The 22,482-nt window shown below is 69.1% G+C and carries 23 protein-coding genes; 19 read left to right on the top strand and 4 right to left on the bottom strand.

Annotated features, from left to right (window positions below):
- Positions 1-40: 40 nt before the first annotated feature.
- Both IU450_RS07150 and IU450_RS07145 read left to right on the top strand, forming a co-directional pair.
- Entirely contained in the window at positions 41-646 is a 606-nt protein-coding gene (locus IU450_RS07150; RefSeq protein WP_195148987.1) for a DUF4291 domain-containing protein, read from the top strand.
- Positions 647-811: 165 nt separating this feature from the next.
- A complete protein-coding gene (locus IU450_RS07145; protein WP_195148986.1) occupies positions 812-2,401 on the top strand; it encodes an ABC-F family ATP-binding cassette domain-containing protein in 1,590 nt (529 codons plus the stop codon).
- Between the two features lie 4 nt (positions 2,402-2,405).
- On the opposite strand, the gene IU450_RS07140 is transcribed toward IU450_RS07145, so the two are convergent.
- Both IU450_RS07140 and IU450_RS07135 read right to left on the bottom strand, forming a co-directional pair.
- Entirely contained in the window at positions 2,406-2,762 is a 357-nt protein-coding gene (locus IU450_RS07140; protein ID WP_195148985.1) for an MmcQ/YjbR family DNA-binding protein, read from the bottom strand.
- Between the two features lie 9 nt (positions 2,763-2,771).
- A complete protein-coding gene (locus IU450_RS07135; RefSeq protein WP_195148984.1) occupies positions 2,772-3,185 on the bottom strand; it encodes a nuclear transport factor 2 family protein in 414 nt (137 codons plus the stop codon).
- Between the two features lie 80 nt (positions 3,186-3,265).
- Here IU450_RS07135 and IU450_RS07130 point away from each other — a divergent pair, with 80 nt between their 5' ends.
- The 4 genes from IU450_RS07130 to IU450_RS07115 all read left to right on the top strand — a co-directional run bounded on the left by IU450_RS07130 (position 3,266) and on the right by IU450_RS07115 (position 6,831).
- Positions 3,266-3,775 carry a winged helix-turn-helix transcriptional regulator gene (locus IU450_RS07130; protein WP_195148983.1) on the top strand — a complete coding sequence of 170 codons (510 nt, stop codon included), beginning with the start codon at positions 3,266-3,268 and terminating at the stop codon, positions 3,773-3,775.
- A gap of 158 nt (positions 3,776-3,933) precedes the next feature.
- Entirely contained in the window at positions 3,934-4,881 is a 948-nt protein-coding gene (locus IU450_RS07125) for a hypothetical protein (RefSeq protein WP_195148982.1), read from the top strand.
- A 13-nt stretch (positions 4,882-4,894) separates the two neighbouring features.
- On the top strand, positions 4,895-6,148 hold the full coding sequence (locus IU450_RS07120) for an adenylosuccinate synthetase (protein WP_195148981.1): 1,254 nt from the start codon (positions 4,895-4,897) through the stop codon (positions 6,146-6,148).
- Positions 6,149-6,195: 47 nt separating this feature from the next.
- A complete protein-coding gene (locus IU450_RS07115; protein ID WP_195148980.1) occupies positions 6,196-6,831 on the top strand; it encodes an NUDIX hydrolase in 636 nt (211 codons plus the stop codon).
- A gap of 103 nt (positions 6,832-6,934) precedes the next feature.
- Here the strand turns inward: IU450_RS07115 and IU450_RS07110 are convergent, their stop codons facing one another.
- Complete coding sequence (locus tag IU450_RS07110; RefSeq protein WP_195148979.1) at positions 6,935-7,267, bottom strand: YnfA family protein; 333 nt, start codon at positions 7,265-7,267, stop codon at positions 6,935-6,937.
- Positions 7,268-7,281: 14 nt separating this feature from the next.
- Positions 7,282-8,037, bottom strand: a complete 756-nt coding sequence (locus IU450_RS07105) for a metallophosphoesterase family protein (RefSeq protein WP_324197573.1) — start codon at positions 8,035-8,037, stop codon at positions 7,282-7,284.
- 272 nt (positions 8,038-8,309) lie between these two features.
- Here IU450_RS07105 and IU450_RS07100 point away from each other — a divergent pair, with 272 nt between their 5' ends.
- The 13 genes from IU450_RS07100 (at position 8,310) to IU450_RS07040 (ending at position 22,478) form a co-directional block, all read left to right on the top strand.
- A complete protein-coding gene (locus tag IU450_RS07100) occupies positions 8,310-9,287 on the top strand; it encodes an alkaline phosphatase family protein (RefSeq protein ID WP_195148978.1) in 978 nt (325 codons plus the stop codon).
- Between the two features lie 391 nt (positions 9,288-9,678).
- Positions 9,679-12,087 carry a RelA/SpoT family protein gene (locus IU450_RS07095; RefSeq protein WP_195148977.1) on the top strand — a complete coding sequence of 803 codons (2,409 nt, stop codon included), beginning with the start codon at positions 9,679-9,681 and terminating at the stop codon, positions 12,085-12,087.
- A 301-nt stretch (positions 12,088-12,388) separates the two neighbouring features.
- Complete coding sequence (locus tag IU450_RS07090; RefSeq protein ID WP_195148976.1) at positions 12,389-13,987, top strand: cutinase family protein; 1,599 nt, start codon at positions 12,389-12,391, stop codon at positions 13,985-13,987.
- A 57-nt stretch (positions 13,988-14,044) separates the two neighbouring features.
- Positions 14,045-15,013, top strand: coding sequence for a hypothetical protein (locus IU450_RS07085; protein ID WP_195148975.1), 969 nt, complete (start codon positions 14,045-14,047; stop codon positions 15,011-15,013).
- 15 nt (positions 15,014-15,028) lie between these two features.
- Positions 15,029-15,907, top strand: coding sequence for a MinD/ParA family ATP-binding protein (locus IU450_RS07080; protein ID WP_195148974.1), 879 nt, complete (start codon positions 15,029-15,031; stop codon positions 15,905-15,907).
- Positions 15,904-16,566: a DUF6668 family protein gene (locus IU450_RS07075; protein WP_181724850.1), complete on the top strand. Its 663-nt coding sequence runs from the start codon at positions 15,904-15,906 to the stop codon at positions 16,564-16,566. Before IU450_RS07080 ends, IU450_RS07075 begins: the two co-directional genes overlap by 4 nt.
- 51 nt (positions 16,567-16,617) lie before the next feature.
- Positions 16,618-16,914, top strand: coding sequence for a hypothetical protein (locus IU450_RS07070; RefSeq protein WP_043694168.1), 297 nt, complete (start codon positions 16,618-16,620; stop codon positions 16,912-16,914).
- Positions 16,915-16,922: 8 nt separating this feature from the next.
- Positions 16,923-17,198, top strand: coding sequence for a hypothetical protein (locus IU450_RS07065; RefSeq protein WP_195148973.1), 276 nt, complete (start codon positions 16,923-16,925; stop codon positions 17,196-17,198).
- Between the two features lie 28 nt (positions 17,199-17,226).
- A complete protein-coding gene (locus IU450_RS07060; RefSeq protein ID WP_228834170.1) occupies positions 17,227-17,883 on the top strand; it encodes a hypothetical protein in 657 nt (218 codons plus the stop codon).
- Positions 17,880-18,692 (top strand): hypothetical protein, encoded by an 813-nt coding sequence (locus IU450_RS07055; protein ID WP_195148972.1) that lies wholly within the window; start codon positions 17,880-17,882, stop codon positions 18,690-18,692. Before IU450_RS07060 ends, IU450_RS07055 begins: the two co-directional genes overlap by 4 nt.
- 23 nt (positions 18,693-18,715) lie before the next feature.
- On the top strand, positions 18,716-19,525 hold the full coding sequence (locus IU450_RS07050) for a hypothetical protein (RefSeq protein ID WP_195148971.1): 810 nt from the start codon (positions 18,716-18,718) through the stop codon (positions 19,523-19,525).
- A gap of 38 nt (positions 19,526-19,563) precedes the next feature.
- A complete protein-coding gene (locus IU450_RS07045) occupies positions 19,564-20,991 on the top strand; it encodes a conjugal transfer protein TraG N-terminal domain-containing protein (RefSeq protein WP_228834169.1) in 1,428 nt (475 codons plus the stop codon).
- Complete coding sequence (locus tag IU450_RS07040) at positions 20,988-22,478, top strand: SCO6880 family protein (RefSeq protein ID WP_174187181.1); 1,491 nt, start codon at positions 20,988-20,990, stop codon at positions 22,476-22,478. The genes IU450_RS07045 and IU450_RS07040 overlap by 4 nt, the downstream gene beginning before the upstream one ends.
- Positions 22,479-22,482 lie beyond the last annotated feature (4 nt).

Genomic DNA, 22,482 nt, shown 5'->3' with positions numbered 1-22,482 from the left:
ACCTGTTGCCCGGCACCACGGTTACTGTCAGGATCGCGACATGCGATCCGACGAGCCGCTGCGCCGCATCCGGGCGGTCTACGACGAGCACACGATCGTGGTCTATCAGGCATACGCTCCGGAGATCGCCGAACCGGCCCTGGCCGCAGGGACTTTCGTCGCCCCATTCCGCCGCGAGCGGATGACGTGGATCAAGCCCTCGTTCCTGTGGATGATGTATCGCTGCGGGTGGGCGAGCAAGCCGGGGCAGGAACGGGTCCTGGCGGTCACGATCACCCGTGCCGGGTTCGAGTGGGCGCTGGCGCACGCCTGCCTCAGCCACTTCGAGCCGACCTTGTTTCCGGATCGCGAGGTGTGGGCGGAGCGGCTCGAAACGAGCCCGGTGCGCATCCAGTGGGACCCGGAGCGAGATCTCGGGCACCGGCCGCTGTCCTACCGCTCCTTGCAAGTGGGCCTGGGTGGTCTCGCCGTAGGGCACTACCTCGATCGATGGATCACCGGGATCCGTGACGTCACCGAGGAGGCGCGGCAGCTGCGGCGGTTGGTAGCCGCGGGGGAGCTGGAGGCGGCGGCGCGTGCTCTTCCTGAGGAACGCCCGTATCCGCTGCCCGCGGCCGTGGCCGCCGCCATCGGCGCGTCGTCCTGACGCGGAAGTGTGATCCGAATTGCACTGGCGCAGTCACCGGAGTTGTGTTTAACCTTTACAGGTCTTATCCCCGTTGATCGGAGTTCTGCCGTTGCTCATCTGAGGTAGCCACACGTGCGGCCCGCATTCGCGCGCCGTGTTTCGTCGCAACCTCTGGGAGCTGGTATGACCAATCTGTCTTTTTCCGATCTCACTTTCGGCTGGCCGGACGGCACCCCCGTTTTCGAGGGGCTCGACGCCGTCCTCGGTCCCGGTCACATCGGCCTGGTCGGCGGAAACGGCGCGGGCAAGTCCACGCTGCTGCGTTTGGTCGCGGGGGAGCTGAAGCCCGTTCGCGGGTCCGTCACGGTCACCGGGCATCTCGGGTATCTGCGCCAAGACCTCGGTCTGGGCGCGGGTCAGCGCGTCGATGCGGTGCTCGGCATCGCGGATGTGCGAAAAGCATTGCACCGCATCGAATCCGGGCACGGGAGTGCAACCGATTTCGACCTGGTCGGCAATCACTGGGACGTCGAGGAGCGGGCCTTGGCGTTGCTGGCCCGGCTCGGCCTGCACTACGTCGCCGATTCGGTGCAACAGCTCGATCGCACTCTGGACACACTGTCCGGCGGCGAGACGGTGTTGCTCGGACTGGTCGCCGAGCTGCTCGCCGAACCCGACGTGCTGCTGCTGGACGAGCCGACGAACAACCTGGATCAGGTGGCTCGCGCACGGCTCTACGAGGTGGTCGGGCAGTTCTCCGGCACGGTGCTGACGGTCAGCCACGATCGTGAGCTGCTGGAGCGGATGACCTCCATCGCGGAGCTGCGCCACGGCGAACTGCGGCTGTTCGGTGGGAATTTCAGCGAGTACGAGCGGATCGTCGCCGCCGAGCAGGAAGCGGCGCGCGCGGCGATCCGCGATGCGCGCAGCGACGTTCGTAAGCAGGCACGGGAGCTCGTCGAGGCGCGCATCAAGCTGGACCGCAGGCAGCGATACGGGCAGAAGATGTGGGACCAGAAGCGGGAGCCGAAAATCGTGATGGGCGAACGCAAACGGCAGGCGCAGGTGTCGGCGGGCAAGCTGCGCAACAACCACATCGAGAAGCTCGACACCGCCAAGGAACAGCTCGAGCAGGCCAAGGAGCTGTTGCGCGACGATCGGGAGATCCGGGTGGAGCTACCCGACACGCGGCTGTATCCCGGCCAGGAGGTGATCGAGCTGGACCAAGTCGAGCTGGCCTGCGGGCCGACGGTGACGCTGCGGGTGTCCGGCCCCGAACGGATCGCGTTGACCGGCCGCAACGGCGTCGGCAAGACGACGTTGCTGCGGGCCATCGCGCAGGAGGGGCCGAAGGTGCCGTGGCGCATGCTGCCGCAGCGGCTGGACGTGTTCGACGAGCGGCGATCGGTGTTCGAAAACGTCGCCTCGGCGGCGCCGCACGCGTCCGCGGAACGGATCCGGGCGCAGCTGGCCCGATTCCTGTTCCGCGGCACCGACGCCGATGTCGCGGCCGCGGCGCTGTCCGGCGGCGAGCGGTTGCGCGCGGCGCTGGCCATGCTGCTGCTGGCCGATCCGGCACCACGGCTGCTGCTGCTGGACGAACCGACCAACAACCTCGACCTGCCCAGCCTGGAGCACCTCACCCAGGCGCTGGCGAGTTTCGAGGGCGCGCTCATCGTGGTGAGCCACGATCCGCGTTTCCTCGACGACATCGGGGTCACCCGGCGTCTCGAGCTCACCGCCGACGGCTTGGTGGAGACGCTGGTGACCTGACGCGCTATCGGTCCAGTCGCGCCGACAACCGCTTCGGGGCGACGAGGCGGTAACCGTCCTGGACGATCTCGGCCACCTCGTCCCAGTCGGGTGCGATGTCGAGACGAACGCCGATCCAGCCGCGGTGCCCGACATAGGGCGGCACGAAGAACCGGGTGGCCTCGGCGGCGATCAGTTCGGCCTGCACGCCCACGGGAGCCGGGCACCAGATCGTCGCGCCCGGCTCCCGGTGCCCGTCCTCGAGATAGTAGGTGAACACGGTTATCGTTCGAACGAAAAAGGTGGGAGAGCCATGGCTGGGCCGTTCGGTGCTCTCCGGTAGCTCCAGGCAGATCGCGCGAATGCGGGCGAGCGGGTCCACCGGGGAAGCTTACGCGGCGCGGGCTGCCCGCCGCAGGATGCCGGGATGTCTCAGCAGGCCGGGCGCCAGCCGCACCGCGAGATAGGTGAGCGTGAGCCAGGGCCGTAAGTGCGGCTGCAACGTGCGGATGCGGCCCTGCTCATCGAGTCCCAGTACCAGGGCTTCGGTCAGCCGGAACGGTCCGATCGTGGCGCAGGCCAGCAGGACGCGCCGCGCGCCGTCGCCGATCTCCTCGGTCCAGCGCAAGCCGCTGAGGCTGCCGTAGGCCGCCGAGAGCAGGACGCGCAGATCGTCTCGGCCGCGGAATACCAGCCGGCCCGACAGCGGCGAGATCAGCTCGGCGTCGGGCGCCAAGACCTGGGTCAACGCGTCGATGTCACCCGCCTCCGTTGCCCTGCGGAACTCGGCGATCGCTTCGGACATGTCCCTCAACCCCTTTGCTCATCGGTGGATTCGAACCTAGTGGAAGTAACTTGCGAAAAGCAACGGACTAGACTGGGCGAATGCCCAAGGCCGCTTTCTCCGACATCGTCTGCTCCATCGCGCGCACGGTGGACGCGATCGGCGAGCGCTGGACGCCGCTGATCCTGCGCGACCTGTTCGTCGGGCTGAGCCGCTTCGAGGATCTCCGCCGCGATCTCGGCATCGCCTCCAACGTGCTCGCCGCTCGCCTGGAGGCGCTGCAGGAGCACGGCATCGTCGAAAAGCGCGCGTACCAGTCGAATCCGGTCCGCTACGAGTACCTGCTCACCGACCGTGGACGTGACCTGTATCCGGTGCTCACCATGTTGATCACCTGGGGTGACAAATGGCTGGCGGGCGCGGAAGGACCGCCCGCCGTCGTGGTCCATCGCGAGTGCGGGCGGCCGACCTCCGGTGTAGTGGTTTGCCGCGAATGCGGCGAGCCGCTCACCGCGGACGATGTTCGGTGGCTGCCCGGTCCGGGAGGCCGACAGGGGCCGGGAACGATGCTGATCGGTGGTTTGCTCGAAGCCGGGGACGCCGCCGGCTGATCCGGGGGTCCCCGCGCGGCCGGATATCTTGCCGCGTCGAGAATCTGCGACTCGGGGTGCGGGCTTGCGCGCGCCCAACCGGGCGCGCGTGACGGTCGGAAGCCTTGACCGCCTTTGTTTTAGTCATTTAGACTAAAACAAAGAGAGGACGTGATCACATGGGATACGGACACTGGGACGACTCCGCCTACCACGCGGCCAAGACCTTTCGCGCCGCCCGCGGCATCGACGATTTCGGCTACACCGCCCAGATGCGAGCCGAGTCGCACGCGAACTGGCGGGTGCATCCGATGCTGGATCCGCTCGGGGTCACGGCACGTGAATGCCGGGACTCGGCCGAGCACGGCAACTCCTTGCCCATCGCGGTGCTGTTCGACGTCACCGGTTCGATGGGCCGGGTGCCGCGGATCATGCAGGACAAGCTGGGCACGTTGCACGGGTTGTTGCAGCGCAAGGGATATGCGGAGGATCCGCAGATCCTTTTCGGGGCCATCGGTGACGCGGATACCGACCGTGTGCCGCTGCAGATCGGCCAGTTCGAATCCGACAACAGGATGGACGAGCAGTTGCGCGCCGTCTTCCTGGAGGGCGGCGGTGGAGGACAGAAGTCCGAAAGCTACGAACTGGCCGCCTATTTCCTGGCGACGCACATCGTGACCGACGCGTGGGAGAAGCGGCGCAAGAAGGGCTACCTGTTCCTGATCGGCGACGAACTGAACAAGCCGCGGCTGGCCTCCCGGCACATCCGCGCGATCATCGGAGACAGTGTGCGCCAGGACATCTCGGTGGAATCGGTCTATCGCGAGCTCGCCGAACGCTGGCACGTGCACTACATCCTGCCCGACCAGTCGAGCTACTTCCACGATCCGGAGATCGCCGAACACTGGCGCGGGCTGCTCGGCCAGAACTTCCTGCGCCTGGACGACCCGGCCGCGGTGTGTGAACTCATCGCGCTGACGATCGGATTGGCCGAGGGGCGCGTCGACCTGTCGGCCGGGCTGGCGGACCTGCGGGATGTCGGGTCCGTGGCCGAGGCCGCGTCGGTCGGCAAGGCGCTTGGCGCCGACGGCGGGCGACCGCGGGCGCTGCCGCGTGGCCGCGGCTGAACCCGGGCCGGCCATGTCCGGGCCGCACATCATCGTCGTGGATCTCGGTTTCGGGGACGCGGGCAAGGGCGCGACGGTCGACTGGCTCTGCGCACCCGAATCGGGATTCGATGTCGCCGCCGTGGTCCGGTTCAACGGCGGGGCGCAGGCGGCGCACAATGTGATCGCAGACGGGCGGCATCACACGTTCGCGCAGTTCGGATCGGGGACCTTCGCGGGCGTACCGACCTTGCTGTCGCGGCACATGCTGGTCGAGCCGATCGCGCTGGCCGCGGAGGCGCGCAGGCTGGCCGCGCTGGGCGTCCGGGACCCGCTGTCGCTGTTGCGGGTCGATGGGCGGGCGCTGCTCACCACGCCCGTCCACATCGCCGCCAACCGTGCACGCGAGGATGCGCGGGGTTCCGCGCGGCACGGTTCGTGCGGTCGCGGGATCGGCGAGACCGCGGGATACGCGCTCGCGCACGCCGCTGCGACGGTGTCGGATTGCTTGCGCCCCACGGTGTTGCGACGCAAGCTGCGGGCGCTGGCGGCGTTCTACGCGCCGCTGATCGCCCCGAGCGATCATCGCTACGAACCGATCGACGACCTGGTCGAGATGTACCGCGAGTTCGCCGCGGCAGTATCCGTGGTGGGCGACGATCAGCTGGCCCGATTCGCGCGGCAGGGCCGAGTGGTGTTCGAAGGCGCCCAAGGCGTCCTGCTCGACGAGTGGCGCGGATTCCATCCGCACACCACGTGGTCGACCGTCGAACCGCGCAACGCGCGGGCGATGCTCGCCGAGATCGGCGCCTCCGGTTACGTGCTCGGCGTCACCCGGACCTACCAGACCCGCCACGGCGCCGGGCCGTTCCCCACCGAGGTGTCCGGCCTCGACTTGCCCGAGCCGCACAATGCGGCAGGCCGTTACCAAGGCGCGTTCCGTCTCGGGCACTTGGACGCGGTCCTGCTGCGCTACGCCATCGAGGTATGCGGCGGCGTCGACGGGCTCGCGGTCAACCACCTCGACGTGCCGGGGACACGGTACGCCGCAACGGGATACACCGTTGACGGTGTCGCCGTGGACGCGGTGCCCGTTGGACGCCGGCAGGACCTGGACCACCAGCGGGAGCTGACCGGGTTGTTGTCGCGGGCCGAACCCGTCCTCACCGAATTGCCTGCCGACCCTGTGCCGTGGCTGGCCGGGACGCTCGGCGTGCCGGTCGTCCTCACCGGCCACGGCCCCGGCCGCCGTCACCGCACCCGCACGGCGTATCCCGCCGCAGCGTGACGAGACGGTCCACGCGTCGTGCGGACGGTCGGGCAGGATGGGTGGCCGTGGAGCAGTCCGTTGTGTCGGTGGATGTGGTGGCGTTGCGGTTCTGGGACGAGGACGGTGCAGTGCGGTTCGGGATCGCACCCCGTGCGCTGGAGCCGTTCGCGGGACAGCTGGCCCTGCCCGGTGTGCTGCTCGGGCGGGGGGAGCGGCTGGCTGTGGCGGCGCGGCGAGCGGTGCACACCAAGCTGGGTGTGCCGGAGGCCGCCATCGGACCGGTGGGGCAGCTGGTGACCTTCGATGAACCGAACCGCGACCCGCGCGGACCGACGCTGTCGATCGCGATGTGGGCGGTGGTCGGCCCGCACGAGGGACCGGCGCGGTGGACCGGGTTCGACGAGGCGCCCGAACTGGCGTTCGACCACGATCGCATCGTCGCGGTGGCCCGCGGTGTCCTGACGCGGTTGCTGTGGAAGGACCTGACCTTCACCCGCGCCCTCCTCGGCGCGGAGTTTCCCGCGACCAGGGCGGTGGCCGCCGCCGCCGCGCTGTCCGGAGATCGTCCCGACGCCGCGAACCTCAACCGCACCCTGGCGGCCATCCCCGGCCTGTCACGCACCACCGAACGGCGTCGCGTCAAGGCGACCGGGCGGCCCGCCGCGGTGTGGGCCTTCGGAGAGGAGGAGGGAACGGCGTAGCCACCGCTGTCGTCGTTTCGTTCCGGGCGCGAACCGGTGCGCGTTCGGTGTCGACGTCGCCGTGGATCGGAGGCGACGTCTCAGCGCCGGGGGCGTACACGTCTCAGCGCCGTGGCGCGTACATGATGACGGCGACGCCGACGAGGCAGATCGCCGCGCCGAGGTAGTCCCAGCGGTCGGGACGGAACTTGTCCACCAGCACGCCCCACGCCAGTGAGCCCGCGACGAAGACACCGCCGTAGGCGGCGAGGATGCGCCCGAAGTGCGGGTCCGGCTGGAAGGTGGCGACGAAGCCGTAGGCGCCGAGCGCGAGGACGCCCGCGGCGATCCAGGCGACGCCGCGCTGCTCCCGCCAGCCCTGCCAGACCAGCCAGGCGCCGCCGATCTCGGCGAGCGCGGCGAGGGCGAACAGGAGCAGGGAGCGAGCGACCGTCATGGCGGGGACGGTACTCAGCCGGTACCGGCCGGACGGCGCGAGCCCGCGGCGACCTTGTAGACGGCGTAGGGGCGCCCGAGCACCGGGTAGGAGACGTTCCGCACCGGCACCCCACCCTGGGTGCGACCGAATTCCGTTCCGCCGTGCGCATGCCCGTGGACGGCGAGCAGCGCCCCGCCCGCGTCGACCGCCGCGGCCAGATCATGACAGCCGAGTCCGGGGTAGATCTTGGGCGGTTCACCGGCCAACGTGTCGAGGACAGGCGCGAAATGCATGAGGGCGATGCGGGTTTCGCAGTCGATCAGGTCGAGCGCCTGGCGCAGCCGTAGGGCGTCGAGCGGACCGCGGCGCATGCGGGCGCGATGTTCGGCCGAACCCTCCTCCGGGTTGCCGGGATGACCGGGGAAGCCACCGCTGCCGCCCATGACTCCGGCGACGCCGAGCCGGATTCCCTTGATGGCGAGGGTGATCGCGGTGCCGTCCAGCACGTGGACGCCCAGCGCGGTGAGCCGCGCCGCGATCAGGTAGCCCGATTTCCGATCGTGGTCGTGATTGCCCAGCACGGCGACCACCGGCACCGGAAGATCGTCGAGTTCGGCGCACAGCAGATCCGCTTCCGTTCGGCTGCCCCCGTCGGTGAGATCACCTGCCAGCAAAAGAAGGTCGGCGTCCGCGGACAGGCGGAGGAAATCGGGACGAAAACGTCCGGACACGGTCGCGCGCATATGGAGGTCGCCGACGGCCGCCACGCGAATGCATCCTGCGGTCACGACGGCCAGCCATCCATATCGGTGAAGGGCGTGTCAAGGGACGGTGCCGTGCCGTGGGCGGTGAGTCGCGGGCGCGCCGATCGCGTCGCACGGCGGAAACTCGGCGTTCACCTGGCCGCGACCCACCGTGAAGTTCGGATATAGCTTTCCGCTATGCCTTGTTCAAGGCGTGTTCAGTGAGGCGACGGGCAGTGTGGCCGTTGATGAAACGTCCATGAACACTGCCGTGGCGGGCTATCGCACGCCCCGGTCGGTCCCGCATGGTTCGCGGTATGAGCCGAGCGCGACTGGTGCCGAAAGTTGTTGCCGTCGCGGCGGCCGTACTCCTTCCGCTGTCCGGCGCGGCCGGAGTCGCCGCGGGGGAGGCGCAGGCGGCCAAAGTAGTCGTGATCGGTTTGGACGGCCTGATGTACAGCAAGATCGAGCAGGCTCAGGCGCCGAATCTGCTGCGACTGAGCGGTGCGGGCTTGCTGAGCCGTTCATCGATCGCCCCGCACATCACCATCTCCGGTCCCTCCTGGGCCAGCGTGCTGACCGGTGTATGGGATCGCAAGCACGGCATCACGAACAACCAGTTCACCGCGGCGCCGTTCGCGCGGTACCCGACGGTCTTCACCCAGCTCGAACGGGCCCGGCCGGCGCTGAAGACGCAGTCGATCGCGACCTGGGACCAGATCGCCACCATGACCGGCAGCGGCAGCCCCCGCGCCGACGTCGTCGTCTCCACCGCGCCCGTACCGGGCGATCCCGACGAGGCGCGCACCGATGCCGCCACCACCGACGCCGTGGTGACCGCGATCGGCAAATTCGCGCCCGACCTGCTCTTCACCCATCTGGACCAGGTGGACCGCGCCGGTCACGACGCCGGTGGCGCCTCGCGTGCCTACCTGGACGCCGTGACGCGCATCGACGCTCTGGTCGGCCGCATCGTCGCCGCGGTGGACGCCCGCGCCGCCGCGCACCCCGCCGAGCGGTGGACCGTGCTCGTCACCGCCGATCACGGTCACACGCCGAAAGGCGGGCACGGCGGCCAATCGGCCGACGAGACGACCAATTTCGTCATCGCTCGCGGGCCGGACTTCCGGCCCGGCGCCACCAGTACGCGAGCAACCCTGGTCGACATCACCCCCACGGTGCTCGACCTGCTCGACGTCGTCCCCGCCGCCGATCTCGACGGTCGCTCCCTGCTTCCCGAGCCCGTGCCCGCCCGGTCGCCGCTCTCCGAACCTCAGCCCGCCGCGATTCGCTGACCGAGCTCCAGGAACCGGGCCGGGGCTCGTCGGCTCCGGTGCCTCCGGTTGCCCTCTCGATCAACCGGCAGGCTCCGATGTCCGGCCCATCCCACCCTCCTCGCCGCATCGGGCGTAAAAGCGCTGGTCGTCGCCGGTGCGGCGGTTGGTCTCGTTGCCGCGCCCCCGTGAATACGCTGCGCCCCGCGGCCCGGGCGTGTCCGATATGTGACGGTTGCCGGGTGCGTCCGGAACCGCCCGGACTCGGCGCCCGTTCCCCGTCCGGAGGCCCCGGTGCGCATCCGGCGTCGGCTGAGCGGACGTGGGTGCTCCGCCCGGACTAAAGTTGGTGGTCCGGGAGGTTGCACCGGTCGGATAGGGTGGTCCGATCGAGGCGCGGAGAGGTGGTGGCATGACGCAGCATCTGGGCGAGGCGAAAGTCGAGCAATCGACGTCGGGCCCGCAGTCGAACGGTGCGGGCGCCACCGACGCCGCGCAGGCCGCGAAACCGACCGCGCCGGCGAACGCGACGCCTCCGCGTCAGCCGGGCACCTCTTCGGCCGTCCCGACCTCGGCCTCACGCCGGGTGCGTGCGCGCCTGGCCCGCCGCATGACCGGGCAGCGCGGCATCGCGGCGGTCAAGCCGGTGCTCGAACCGCTGGCCACCGTGCATCGCGAGTTGTACCCGAAGGCGAACCTGACGCTGCTGCAGCGCGCCTTCGATGTGGCCGACGACCGGCACAAGCATCAGTTCCGCAAATCCGGCGATCCCTACATCACGCATCCGCTCGCGGTGGCCAACATCCTCGCCGAACTCGGCATGGACACCACCACGCTGGTGGCGGCGCTCCTGCACGACACGGTGGAGGACACCGGCTACAGCCTCGAGCAGCTGACCCAGGACTTCGGCTCCGAGGTCGCCCACCTCGTCGACGGCGTCACCAAGCTGGACAAGGTCAACCTGGGCGCCGCCGCCGAGGCCGAGACCATCCGCAAGATGATCATCGCGATGGCCCGTGATCCGCGCGTGCTGGTGATCAAAGTGGCCGACCGGCTGCACAACATGCGCACCATGCGTTTCCTGCCGCCGGAGAAGCAGGCGAAGAAGGCCAAGGAGACGCTGGAAGTCATTGCGCCCCTTGCCCATCGCCTCGGCATGGCGACGGTGAAGTGGGAGTTGGAGGACCTCGCCTTCGCGATCCTGCACCCGAAGAAGTACGACGAGATCGTCCGGCTGGTCGCCGACCGCGCGCCCTCCCGCGACACCTACCTGGCGAAGGTGCGCGCCGAGATCGTCAACACGCTGGCCGCCTCCCGGATCAACGCGATCGTCGAGGGCCGTCCGAAGCACTACTGGTCGATCTACCAGAAGATGATCGTCAAGGGTAAGGACTTCGACGACATCCACGACCTGGTCGGTATCCGCATCCTGTGTGACGAGGTGCGCGACTGCTATGCGGCCGTCGGCGTGGTGCACTCGCTGTGGCAGCCCATGGCGGGCCGGTTCAAGGACTACATCGCCCAGCCGCGCTACGGCGTCTACCAGTCGCTGCACACCACCGTGGTCGGGCCGGACGGCAAGCCCCTCGAGGTGCAGATCCGTACCCAGGACATGCATCGCACCGCGGAGTTCGGCATCGCCGCGCACTGGCGCTACAAGGAGACCCGCGGCAAGCACTCCAACGACACCGCCGAGGTCGATGACATGGCGTGGATGCGCCAGCTGCTGGACTGGCAGCGGGAGGCGGCCGACCCGGCCGAGTTCCTGGAGTCGCTGCGCTTCGACCTGAAGTCGCCGGAGATCTTCGTCTTCACGCCGAAGGGCGACGTCATCACGCTGCCGCAGAAGTCGACGCCGGTGGACTTCGCCTACGCCGTGCACACCGAGGTAGGCCACCGCTGCATCGGCGCCCGGGTGAACGGGCGCCTGGTCGCGCTGGAGCGTCAGCTGGAGAACGGCGAGGTCGTGGAGGTGTTCACCTCCAAGGCGCAGAACGCGGGACCCAGCCGCGACTGGCAGAACTTCGTCGTGTCGCCGCGCGCCAAGGCCAAGATTCGCCAGTGGTTCGCCAAAGAGCGGCGCGAGGAGGCCCTGGAGAGCGGCAAGGACCAGATCTCCAAGGAGGTCCGCCGCGTCGGGCTGCCGCTGCAGCGGTTGATGAGCGTCGACGCGATGACCGCGGTCGCCCACGAGCTGCACTACACCGACATCTCCACGCTCTACACCGCGGTCGGTGAGCACCAGGTCTCCGCGCACCACGTGGTGCAGCGGCTGATGGCGCAGCTCGGCGGCATCGGCGACGTGGAGAACGAGCTGGCCGAGCGCTCCACCCCGTCGACGACGCCGAGCAGGCAGCGGGTCACCGGCGACGCGGGCGTGCTGATCCCCGGCGCGCCGGGCACGGTCGCCAAGCTGGCGAAATGCTGCACCCCGGTCCCGGGTGACGAGATCATGGGCTTCGTGACCCGCGGCGGCGCGGTGAGCGTGCACCGCACCGACTGCACGAACGCCGGTTCGCTGCGTGATCAGGCCGAACGGATCATCGAGGTGTCCTGGGCGCCGTCGCCGTCCTCGGTGTTCCTGGTCGCCATCCAGATCGAGGCGCTCGATCGCACGCGGCTGTTGTCGGACGTGACGAAGGTGCTGGCCGACGAGAAGGTCAACATCCTGTCCGCGTCGGTGGCCACGCACGGCGACCGGGTGGCGATCAGCAAGTTCACCTTCGAGATGGGCGATCCGAAGCACCTGGGGCACCTGCTGAACGTCGTGCGCAACGTGGAGGGCGTCTACGACGTCTACCGCGTCACCTCCGCGGCCTGAGCTACGGCTCCGCCCGCATTCGATAGCTATTAATTAACTGTCGACGCAACGGTTTTCGTGTGCGCGGAATCGGTTCGGGGGTTGCCATCCGCAGCGCGTTGTCGGAAACTTGTCGGACTGATTCCCGGAACGCGCCGCGGTGTGTCGCGTTCATGTCGGCGTGTCATGGAAGTTTTCCGTCGATGCGGCAGTAATAGCCGGAATCTGTTACCGTCTATTGCGTTTCATGGCGTTGAGGTAGCTGCGGCAGACGACTTGATTGCGGATCGCTATGACTGGATACACGGCAAGACTCTCGGGGATGCTGGTAGCACTCGCCGTGGTTGTGGCGACCGCCGGTGTCGCCGCGGCGGAGCCGTCGAGTCCCGCCGGTCCGTCCACGAACATTCGCCTCGCGACCTGTCCCGCGTTGTACGCCTTGGGAATTCAGGGCACCGGTGAATCCTCGCCGGACGCGGCGCCCACCACCGACACCGGCATGCTCTCCACCGTCTTCCGCCCGATGATGGCGAAAGCTCCCGACACCGGTCTGGTCGACCGGGCCTATGTGCCATACGAATCCGGCTTCGGCGGTGTGACTGCCGGTGGCGCGGCGCCCTACTCGGAATCGGTGTCCGGCGGCCTCGACCGTTTGCGGAGCATGGCCGAAACCGTCGCCGACGCTTGCCCGAACACCCGCTTCGCGATCGTCGGTTACTCGCAGGGCGCGCACGTCGCGTCGATGTTCGCCCAGGAGATCGGCCAGGGTCGTGGCGTGCTGCCCGCCGAGAAGGTCGCTGCCGTCGCGCTGTTCGGCGACCCCACCCGCAATCCGGGCGCACCGCTGTTCCCCGGATCGCCGGGCAAGGCGACGCCGGACCCCGCGCCGGGAACCGCGGGCGACCGGCTGGGATCCCTCGTCGCCCTGTCGCAGACGCCCGCCAGCGGCGGCGGCATCGGCCCGGAACGGGACAAGGCCGCCAACTTCGGGGCGCTCACCGGCCGGGTGGCGAGTTTCTGCACGGCGGGCGACCTCGCCTGCGACGCCCCGGACGGCGCGCCGATCCTGAAAGCGGTCGCCAACGTGGTCGGCCAGTCCAAGCTCAGCGGCGGCGACCCGATCGCCTCCCTGGTGTCCATCGCACAGGCGCTGGCGTTCACCTCGATCAAGACCGCGACCCAAGTGGTCAACGAGGACGTCCAGGGTAATTCGCTGGCCACCCTGGCGATCTCGCCGCAGAAGTCGATCTCGCAGCGCCTGGCCGACGCCTCGGACCCGCGCACGTCGCTGAATCTGCCCGGCGCGTTGCAGGCGCTGCTGAAGGTCGGCATGATCGGGCTGAACTCCGTGGTAGCGGTGGTCCGGGCGGTCATCGACCCGGCGAACATCTCCGAGCTGGCCACCGCGGGCCTGGCGAATCCGCCCGCCGCGCTGCTGCAGCTCGGCGTCAAGTTGCTCGGCGCCATTCCCCAGCTGATTCCGCCGACCACCGGAGTCCGGCTGGTCACCCAGGCGTTCGACGCGGTAGTGCAGAACATCACCGACAACAGCGAACTGCTGAACACCACCACCTGGGTGCGCTACTGGGACACCGTTCAGCGCCACACCGCCTACGGCAGCGCGACCGTGTCGGCGAACGGCGCCGCTCCCACCCAGTTCGTCGCCGACTGGTTCGCGGCCGTCGCCCGCGACGTCGCCGACGCCTTCGGCGGCAAGGCCGAGCCGCGGGGCGTGCTGGAGAAGCAGCCCACCGGATTCTTCGGGGACGGCTCCGGCGCGTCTCCCACGTCGAGTTCGTCCGGTACGGGACAATTTCCGTTCGGGACAGGAGCCGATGGCGCCTCATCCGGCGGCGTGACATCGATTCCGCCCACCGACCGACCCGGCATACCCAACGCCTACCCGTTCTCCACGAACTGATCGCCGAGAGGGTCCGACGATGCGATACTGCGTGCCCTGCTCTGCGGGAATGGGGGAATGTTGAAGTCGTACAAACAGCTTTCCCGCTGGTACGGCGCTTTGGAGCCGGAGACCGACGCGCCGGAGGCAGGCAAGCGTGACGAGCCGAATGTCATCGCCCCCGCGGACGATGACGGGCCTTCCCGCTACCCGGACTACATTCGCGACGACGACCAGCAATGGCAGCGCAGACCCGATGAGGTCCCGGCGGATCTGCCCGCGCAGCGCAGCGAATTCACCGGAGGGTGGTCGGATTGGGTGGTGACCGGCCACGCGCCCGGTCCCGACGACGACTACGTCGCGCCCCGGCCGGTCGGTCCGGTCCCGTTCCCGTGGGCCGACGACGACGAACACGAGCCCGAGGACCGGCCGCGTCCTGCGGAGTCGCGTGCGCTGCGGCAAGCCGCCCGTGACCACCCCGCCCTGCGCCGGGCCCGGCTGCTGATCATCGTCATCGTGGCGGTGCTCGTCATCGCGGTGGCCGCGGTGGGCGTGCTGTTGCTGCTGCGCTCCGCGGCCGATCGCGCCGCCTTGCCGAGAGACTCGCACATGTCCGAGTCGGTGCAGCTCACCGTCGGCAGCGCGCAGGCGGGCGCCGATCCGCGTGCGATCAGCGCGGGCGCCTGCCCGACCGAGCGCGGCGACACGGTCGTGCGCAGCGCGGAGGCGGGCGGTACGGGATCCGGGCCGGACGCGGTGCTGTCGTTCCAATACGCGTACTACGTCGAACGCTCCGGGGAACGGGCCCGCGCGGCCGTCGCGCCGGATGCCAGCGTCCAGCCGGCCTGGGTCATCCAGCGGGGGATCGACTCGGTCCCGGTGGGCACGGCGCATTGCGTGCGGATCGTGGGTGCCGGTGACAACCGGTATTCGGTGGAGGTGACGGAGTACCGGCCTGGCGGTGTGCCCGCCACGTACAACAGACAGACGGTCACCACCGCGGTGATCGACGGTCGCACCCTGATCACGGGTATCGCGGCCGGATAAAGGAGAGCAGAGGCGATGGGAGAGGACTGGAGCCGCTGGCTCGACGAGACGCCCGGCGAGGGCGCGGCGTCGGGCCGGCCCGTGCGTTCCAAGGCTCCGGTGGTGCGGTTGCGGCGCGGCAGGGGCGGCGGCTCCGAGGCGGATCATCCGGTGCAGCGGCCGATTCTGGTGGTCGGCGGGTGCGGTGGTGCGGGTACCACCACGACGACGTTGGGGTTGGCGGGTGAACTCGGCACGGGCGGGACGCCGACGGTCGCGGTGGACGCCACCTCGGCGGGCAGCGATCTCGCGCTGCGCGGCGCCGATGAGCACCTGCACCCGATCAGTTTGCAGTCCTGGCTGTACGGCCGCGGTGACGACGAGCCGGCGCCGTTGAAGGAGTGCCTGTCGCGCGCGACTTCGGGTATCGGTCTGCTCTGGCGTGACGCCGCGCCGCTGCGCAGGCGTGCGACCTATCTCACGGTCGCGCGTGCCGTGCACGACGCGGGATACACCGCCGTCTACGACGGTGGGCACCCGATTGCCGCCAGGCAACTGCTGCCCTTGCTCGATGACGCGGATGTGGCTCTGGTGCTTGCCATTCCGGCCCGCACCGACGCGGCCAACCGGCTGCGGGTCGCCCTGGAATGGCTCGACGACCAGTTCGGTGACCCGGGAGAGGGGCACGGCGGCGGCGTCGTCGGTGACACCACGATCGTGGTCTCGCATCAATACCCGGGTGACGATTCCCGGGTAGCGGATCATTTGCGCGAGCACCTCTCCGGCTGGGTTCGCGACATCATGGAGATCCCCTACGATCCGCACCTGGCCCGTGGCGAACTCGTGCGGCACACCTCGCTGGCCGCCGAGACGCGCCGGGCATATGGGCGCCTGCTCGCCGGGGTGGCATCATGACCGCCGCCATGATTTTTCCGCGCCAGCCCGACCCGACGCCCGCCGGTGTGATCGCCCCGCCGGAGTCTCGCCGTGCCGCGATCTGGGATCGTCCGGTACCGGGTGTCGGCCGTGCGCCGCTGGTCTGGCTGCTGGGTGTGCACGGCGGTGCGGGAGCCAGTACCCTCGCGCATGTGCTTGCGCCCGCGGCGGATTCGGGCCGCCGCTGGCCCGGCGTCTTCGACCGCGAAAGTCCGTTCGTCGTCCTGGTCGCCAGGGAGACCATCGCCGGTCTGTCCCGCGCGCACGACCTTCTGCGCCAACACCTTTCGGGTTTCGCCGGCCCCTCCGACGTGCTCGGCCTGATCACCGTCGCCGCGCGCCCCGGCCGGATGGCTCCGGAGATCCGGCGCTATCGCGACGTGGTCGGCTCGCTGGCCGGACAGGTGTGGCAGGTGCCGTGGTACGAGGAGTGGACGCTGGTCGAACCCGAGCAGCTGCCGGTGTGGTCGCCCGGTGATCCGCTGCCGCCCAGGAAGCGCAAGCTCGATCTGCTGGAGGAAGTCCCGCTCGATGTCCGGGAGCTCGGCGCCGACATCGTGGCGGCCGCTCGGACGGCACTGGAGGAGGCCGGCTACGACCGCCGGTCACCGGATCTCCGCAAGCCGCCCGACGAGTGATCGTCCGCCTCGAAACGGCGACAACCACCCACTATTCGAGAAAGGCACCCGATGAGCATGCTCCTCCTCGCCGTGCAGGACACGTACGGCACCGTACTCGCACAAGTCGGTAATCCGACGCCGGAGGCGCCGCCGGGCTCGGAGAAGATCCTGCAGCTGGTGCGGTATCTCACGTGGTTCGTCCTGCTGTCCGGGATCTGCGGCATCGTCTACGCCGGCGGCAGGTTCGCCTGGGAGAAGTGGACCGGCGGTGGCCTGGAGTCGCCGAAGATGGTGGCGGGCGCGATGATCGGCGGCGTGGTCGCCACCAGCGCGGGCACCATCATGAACGCCGTCATCGGCACCTGAGGCCCGCGATGACTACCGTGCGCATGCTCGCGGCCGAGCCGCTGGCCTACAAGCGGATGCCCGCCGACGTTCTCGCACCGCTGATGCAGCTGCTGAACTGGCTGCTGTGGTTCGTCCTTCTGGTGTGCCTGGCCTGGATGATCGTGTCCGCTGGAAAGCTGTGGCTGACCTTCCGCAGCGATCTGGCCATGAACGATGCCTCGCACGGCGTCCTGATGAGCCTGCTGGGTGCTGTGGTGGCGAGCACGGCGTCAGGGATCGCCCTGGCGTTCCTGCCCGCGTGAGCCGGAGTGGGACGGGGACGAAGCGGGAATGAATTCGACAGTACTGCGGCCGGTGGACTCCACGGCGTGGCGGCGCGACATCCGCCGTCCCGCGGCGGGAGTCGTCGGCGCCGCGCTGCTGTTCGCGGCGGTGGGCTGCGGCGGTAGCGAGGACTCGGCGGGTCCGGATCTCGCGGCCGCTCCCACCAACGTGCGGTGGCAGCCGTTCCAAGGTGTACCGCTGCCGCACACCGACCAGGGGCCGCGGTCGACGGCCGACGGCGCCGCCACCGGTTTCGAGCACTCGCCGCGCGGCGCGGGCGTCGCCGCGCTGACCCATTCGGTGCGGCTGGCGGTAGCCGCTGACACCCAGTGGGCGAAAGTGGCTGCGCGAGAGGTGGTTCCCGGCACGGCCAAGGACGAGTGGGCGATCAACCGGGTGCAGCTGTCCATCACCGGACCGGCGGGCCCCGAGTTCGCGCCCCGCTTGCTGGGCTACAAGATCACCGGTTACACCGAGCGGCAGTCCACCGTCGACGTGTACACCGAATACTCCGACAGCTCGAAAGCGGTGCACCACACCACCGTCGAGTGGTTCGGCGAGGACTGGAGATTACGACTGCCCGATCCGGACTCGACCGCCCGGCCCATCGATTCGATCGACGCATTACCCACCGATATCGTGAAATTGGAGGCACCGACGTGAGCGACAGGGAGTCGTACGCGCGCGATCGTGTCTCCTTCGGCGTGGTCGCCTCCGCCGCCGTGCTGGCGCTCATCGTGGTGGTCGGCATCTTCGTCTTCGTCGGCCGGGACGACGAGGAAGTCGGCGGAGCACCCGCCGTCACCGAGGGCTCCGGCGGCACCGGCTTCGCGACCGCCGAGGCGGACATCCTCGGCAGGCGGGTGGACATCCCGAACAACGCTGCGGGACAACCGCTTCCGCAGGACCCCTCCCGGCAGCGCAAGCCCAGTGACCCGGACTGGCTGACCGCCGCGCCGGAGGGCACCACCGAGCCGCACGGCTGGCAGCGGGTGTACGGCGCCTCCGTGCCGTTCTCCACCTCCGACGGGCCTACGCGGATCGAGGACGACCTGGCCGTCGGCTACGCGCACACCCCGCAGGGCGCGGTGCTGGCCGCGGCGCAGATCACCTACCGGCTCAACGCGCGTCCCGCCGACCGCGACCTGTACGTGCGTCAGGTGCGGGTCTCCGCTCAGCAGATCGCCGCCTACGACAAGGCGCTGGCCGACGACCGGCTGCCGCAGCAGCAGCCGGAGAAGGTGACCCGCTACTTCGTCGCCTCCGATGCGTTCAAGGTCGACGACTACGCCGACGATCTCGCCATCATCCGCCTTGCCACAAGGGGCCCCGTGGTGGACGGCAAGCAGCTGTGGGCGGCGACCCGCCTGGTGATGGTGTGGGACGCGGGTGACTGGCGTTTGAAGCCCGCGGCCACCAACAATGCCCAGACGGAGTACATCGAGTCGTTGCAGGGGTGGACGAAGTGGTGAGCCGTAGAAGGTCTTCCGATCGCATGCCGCTGGCGGTGCTGGGCGCAGGTGCGGTACTCGCGGTCGCCGTGGCCGCAGTCGTCACCGTAGTTGCTGTCCGGGACGACGACGCGCCGCGCGACCAGGTGTCCCAAACGACAACAGCATCGGAAAGTTGCTCTGGCGGAACGGCTTCCGCGTCATCGTTCGTCGGCTCCGGTAAGGACTCCTTCGGACATCGTTTCGATATTTCGGACAACCCTGCCGGACAAGCGCTTTCGCAGTCGGGCCCGCCGCGAACGGCGACCGATCCGGAATGGCAGACCGGCGCGCCGGGCGGGACGAACCAGCCGGGCGGTTGGCAACAGGTATACGGCGGCCCGATCATTCCTTTCTCGACAACCGATGGACCGGCCCGCATCGACAACGGCGTGCCGTCGGGCTTCGCCAAGACCCCGCAGGGCGCCGCGCTGGCAGCCGAGCAGATCTATTGGCGCACCGTGGCACGGCCCAATGACCACACGCTATGGCAGCAGCTGGTGATCCTCACACCCGAGGAGCTCGCCGATCGGGCACGCAAGATTGCCGAGGGCAAAGTGCCCGACGTCTTGCCGGAGAGTGTCAAACCACTGTTGTACGCGTCCGACGCTTTTCGAATCGAAAGCTATGGTGACGATTTCGCTGTTGTTCGTGTCGCCCGCAAGACCCGTGAGTTTCTGCACGGTGGGCGAAGTTGGGTGGCCATGAGACTCAACGTGGTATGGCGTGACGGTGGCTGGAAACTGAAGTCGTCCGCGGGCGACGCGCAGCCGCTCGAGACGATCGGTTCGATCGATGGGTGGACACAATGGTGAGGCGGCTAGTCACAATCCTTGCGGTCATCTTCACAGTGATGACCGCTACTCCGACCGTGGCCTACGGCCAGACATACGGCTTCGACGATACGTGCAACGAAATCCACGACACACTCGACGGCGTCGGACTGCCCGGCTTCACCCTCGGTGACGCCGCGTCGGCCGCGTGCAAGGCGGGCAATGCCGCCTCGCATCCGGGCCAAGCGGCGACCGCGGTGAAGGACAAAGCCTGGGATTCGACCTTCGGCAAGGTGGTCGATTCGCTGATGAACGGTCTCGGCGAGGCCATCATCCTGGCGTTGACCTTCTGGATGAAGGTGCCGAACGAGGCGGTCAGCGATTCGGGTTCGCTGTTCACGAAGATCAACGACTACACCTATCAGGCGCAGATCCTGCTGTTGATAGCGTCGGTGATCCTTTCCGGGGCGCGATTGGCCGAGGCCAGACGCGGGGCCACGATGAACGAGGCGGCCGAATCGTTCCGAATGTTCACTCGCGTCGTGTTCAGTTCCTGGATGCTCGGCGCGGTGATCGTCGCGGGCACGCAGGCCTCGGACCGCTTCGCGGAGTGGATCATCGACGACTCGACCAACGGCAACGCCAAGGACCTCGCCGAGCTGATGGTGAAAACCAGTAAGCTGCAGGCATTTTCCCCCGGCCTGGTGCTGATCATCGCGATCGTCGGTCTGCTCGGCGCGCTCGCGCAGATCGTGCTCGCCATCGTCCGGCAGGGTCTACTGGTGATCGCGGCCGGTGTGCTCCCGCTGGCGGCGGCGGCCTCCGGCATGAACATCGGCAAGCAGTCCTATCAGAAGCTGATCGGCTGGATCATCGCCTTCATGCTGTGGAAACCGGTGGCGGCGATCGTCTACATGATCGCCTTCACCACGGCGGGGCACGTCGACGGCCTCACCCCGACGGGCGGTCTGCCCGACGGTGAGCAGGCTCAGCGCATGCTGGTCGCGATCGTGCTGCTGTGCAGCGTGGCGTTCGTGCTGCCCGCGCTGATGCGGCTGGTCACCCCGGCCGTCGCGATCGTCGGCAGCGGCGGTTCCGGTTTCACCGCGGCCGGCGGCACCCTCGTCGGTGTGGCGGCCTTGGGTGCCATGGGCACCAAGGCGGTCGGTGTCAAGGGCACCGCGGCCGCGGGTGCGCCCGGATATGTGAGCGGCGGCGGAACCGGACCCCGGCCCGGCGGTGCGGGAGGACCGCGTGGCGGCGGCGTGCCGCGGCCGACCCCGCCGCGCGGTGGCGGCGGTGGTCAGGGTGGTGCGGCACCGCGCGCCTCCGGACCTGCGGGCGCGGCCGGGGTACCGTCCGGAGCGGCCAGGGCGGCCGGCCGGATCGGAGCGGCGCGCGCCGCGAGCGGCGGGCTGAACCGGGCCGATCAAGCCATGGGTGACGTCGCGGGCGATCGCTGGACGAACCGGTCACCCGACCTCGGGAGGAGCACCATTCCGCGATGACACTCACCGACACCTACGAGCGGCGCTCGTACGGGCTCTGGCAGAAGCCGCGCAGCGCGGGCCTTTTCGGCCTGCGCTGGGAGGAGACCGTTCTCGGTTTCGCGGTCGTGATCACCGCGCTGATCACCGCGATGGTCGGCGGCTTCCAGTGGGGGATGATCGTCGGCGGCGTCGGTGTCGTCGTCATGGTCCCGCTGGTGTGGCGGACCGGAGGTCGTTCGGGCTACGAGACGGGATTGATGATGTTCAACTGGATGCGCTCGCGCAATCGCGGCGAGCACGTGTACCGCGGTGGCCGCTTCTCCCGGATCCCGGGCGGCGTTACCCGCTTGCCCGGTCTGCTGGCGCCCTCCAAGTTGTACGAGGGCATCGACGCGGGCGGTTACAGCTTCGGCATGATCCACCTCCCGCAGTTCGCCCAGTACACGGTGGTGCTGCGCGCGTGGCCGCAGGGCCACGAGGCGGTGGACCAGCCCGTGATCGACCGGTGGGTGTCGGCGTGGGGCACCTTCCTGGCCTCGGTCGGCCAGACCAGCGACATCGTCGCCGTGGTGCCGGTCATCGACACGGTGCCCGAGACCGGAAACCGCTTGCTCACCGAGGTTTCCACGATCACCAGGCCGGAGGCGCCGGAGCTGGCCCAGCAGGTGATGTACGAGCTGGCCACCGAATTGCCGCAGGAGCGGGTGCAATTGCTGCCGCGCGTGGCGATCACGTTCAAGGCCACCACCGCCGAGCGCCGCAAGAACCCGGCGGAGGAGGCCGTCGAGATCGGCCGCCGCCTGCCCGGCATCTGCGCCGCGCTGGCGGAAGCCGGTGTGCGGGCCCAGCCGATGTCGGCCGACGAGGTGATCTCGTTCATCCGCCGCAGTTACGATCCCGCCTCGCAGGCCGACCTCGAGGTGGCCGCAGGCGAACCCGAAGGGCACGGCCTGGATTGGGCGGACGCGGGCCCGGTGTCCCATGACGAGAAGTGGGATCACCTGGTGCACGACGGTGGCCGGTCGGTCACCTGGGAGATGGACGCCGCTCCGGAGGGCGCGGTGGACGAGCGGGTGCTGCAACGGCTGCTCGCACCGAATCCGGAAGTACCGCGCAAACGTATCGCGATCGTGTACCGTCCGCATTCAGCCGCCGACGCCGCCGAGATCGTCGACGACGATTTCAAGAACGCGTTGGTGGCCCAGCAGAGCGAACGAGGGGTCGTGTCCGCGGCGGCGACGCTGCGGGTGGGCGCGACTCAGCAGGCCCGCGAGGAGCAGGCCAGGGGTCACGGTGTGACCCGCTTCGGGGCGCTGGTGACCATCACCGAGCCCTTGCGCGGTGACCTGCCGCGCATCGAAGCCATCACGCGCGACCTGTCGACCCAGGCGCGCCTGAAGATTCGGCGGTGTTACCGCTACCAGGCGGCGGCCTTCGCGGCTTCGCTCGGTTGCGGGGTGATCCTGCCGGAGCATGCCACTATTCCGAAGGCACTGGCGGGGTGAGCGA

The organism is Nocardia abscessus (assembly GCF_015477775.1).
Taxonomy (GTDB): Bacteria; Actinomycetota; Actinomycetes; order Mycobacteriales; family Mycobacteriaceae; genus Nocardia; species Nocardia abscessus_A.
Note: the sequence above shows the minus strand (reverse complement) of the source record. Positions and strands in the feature narration are given on the sequence as shown.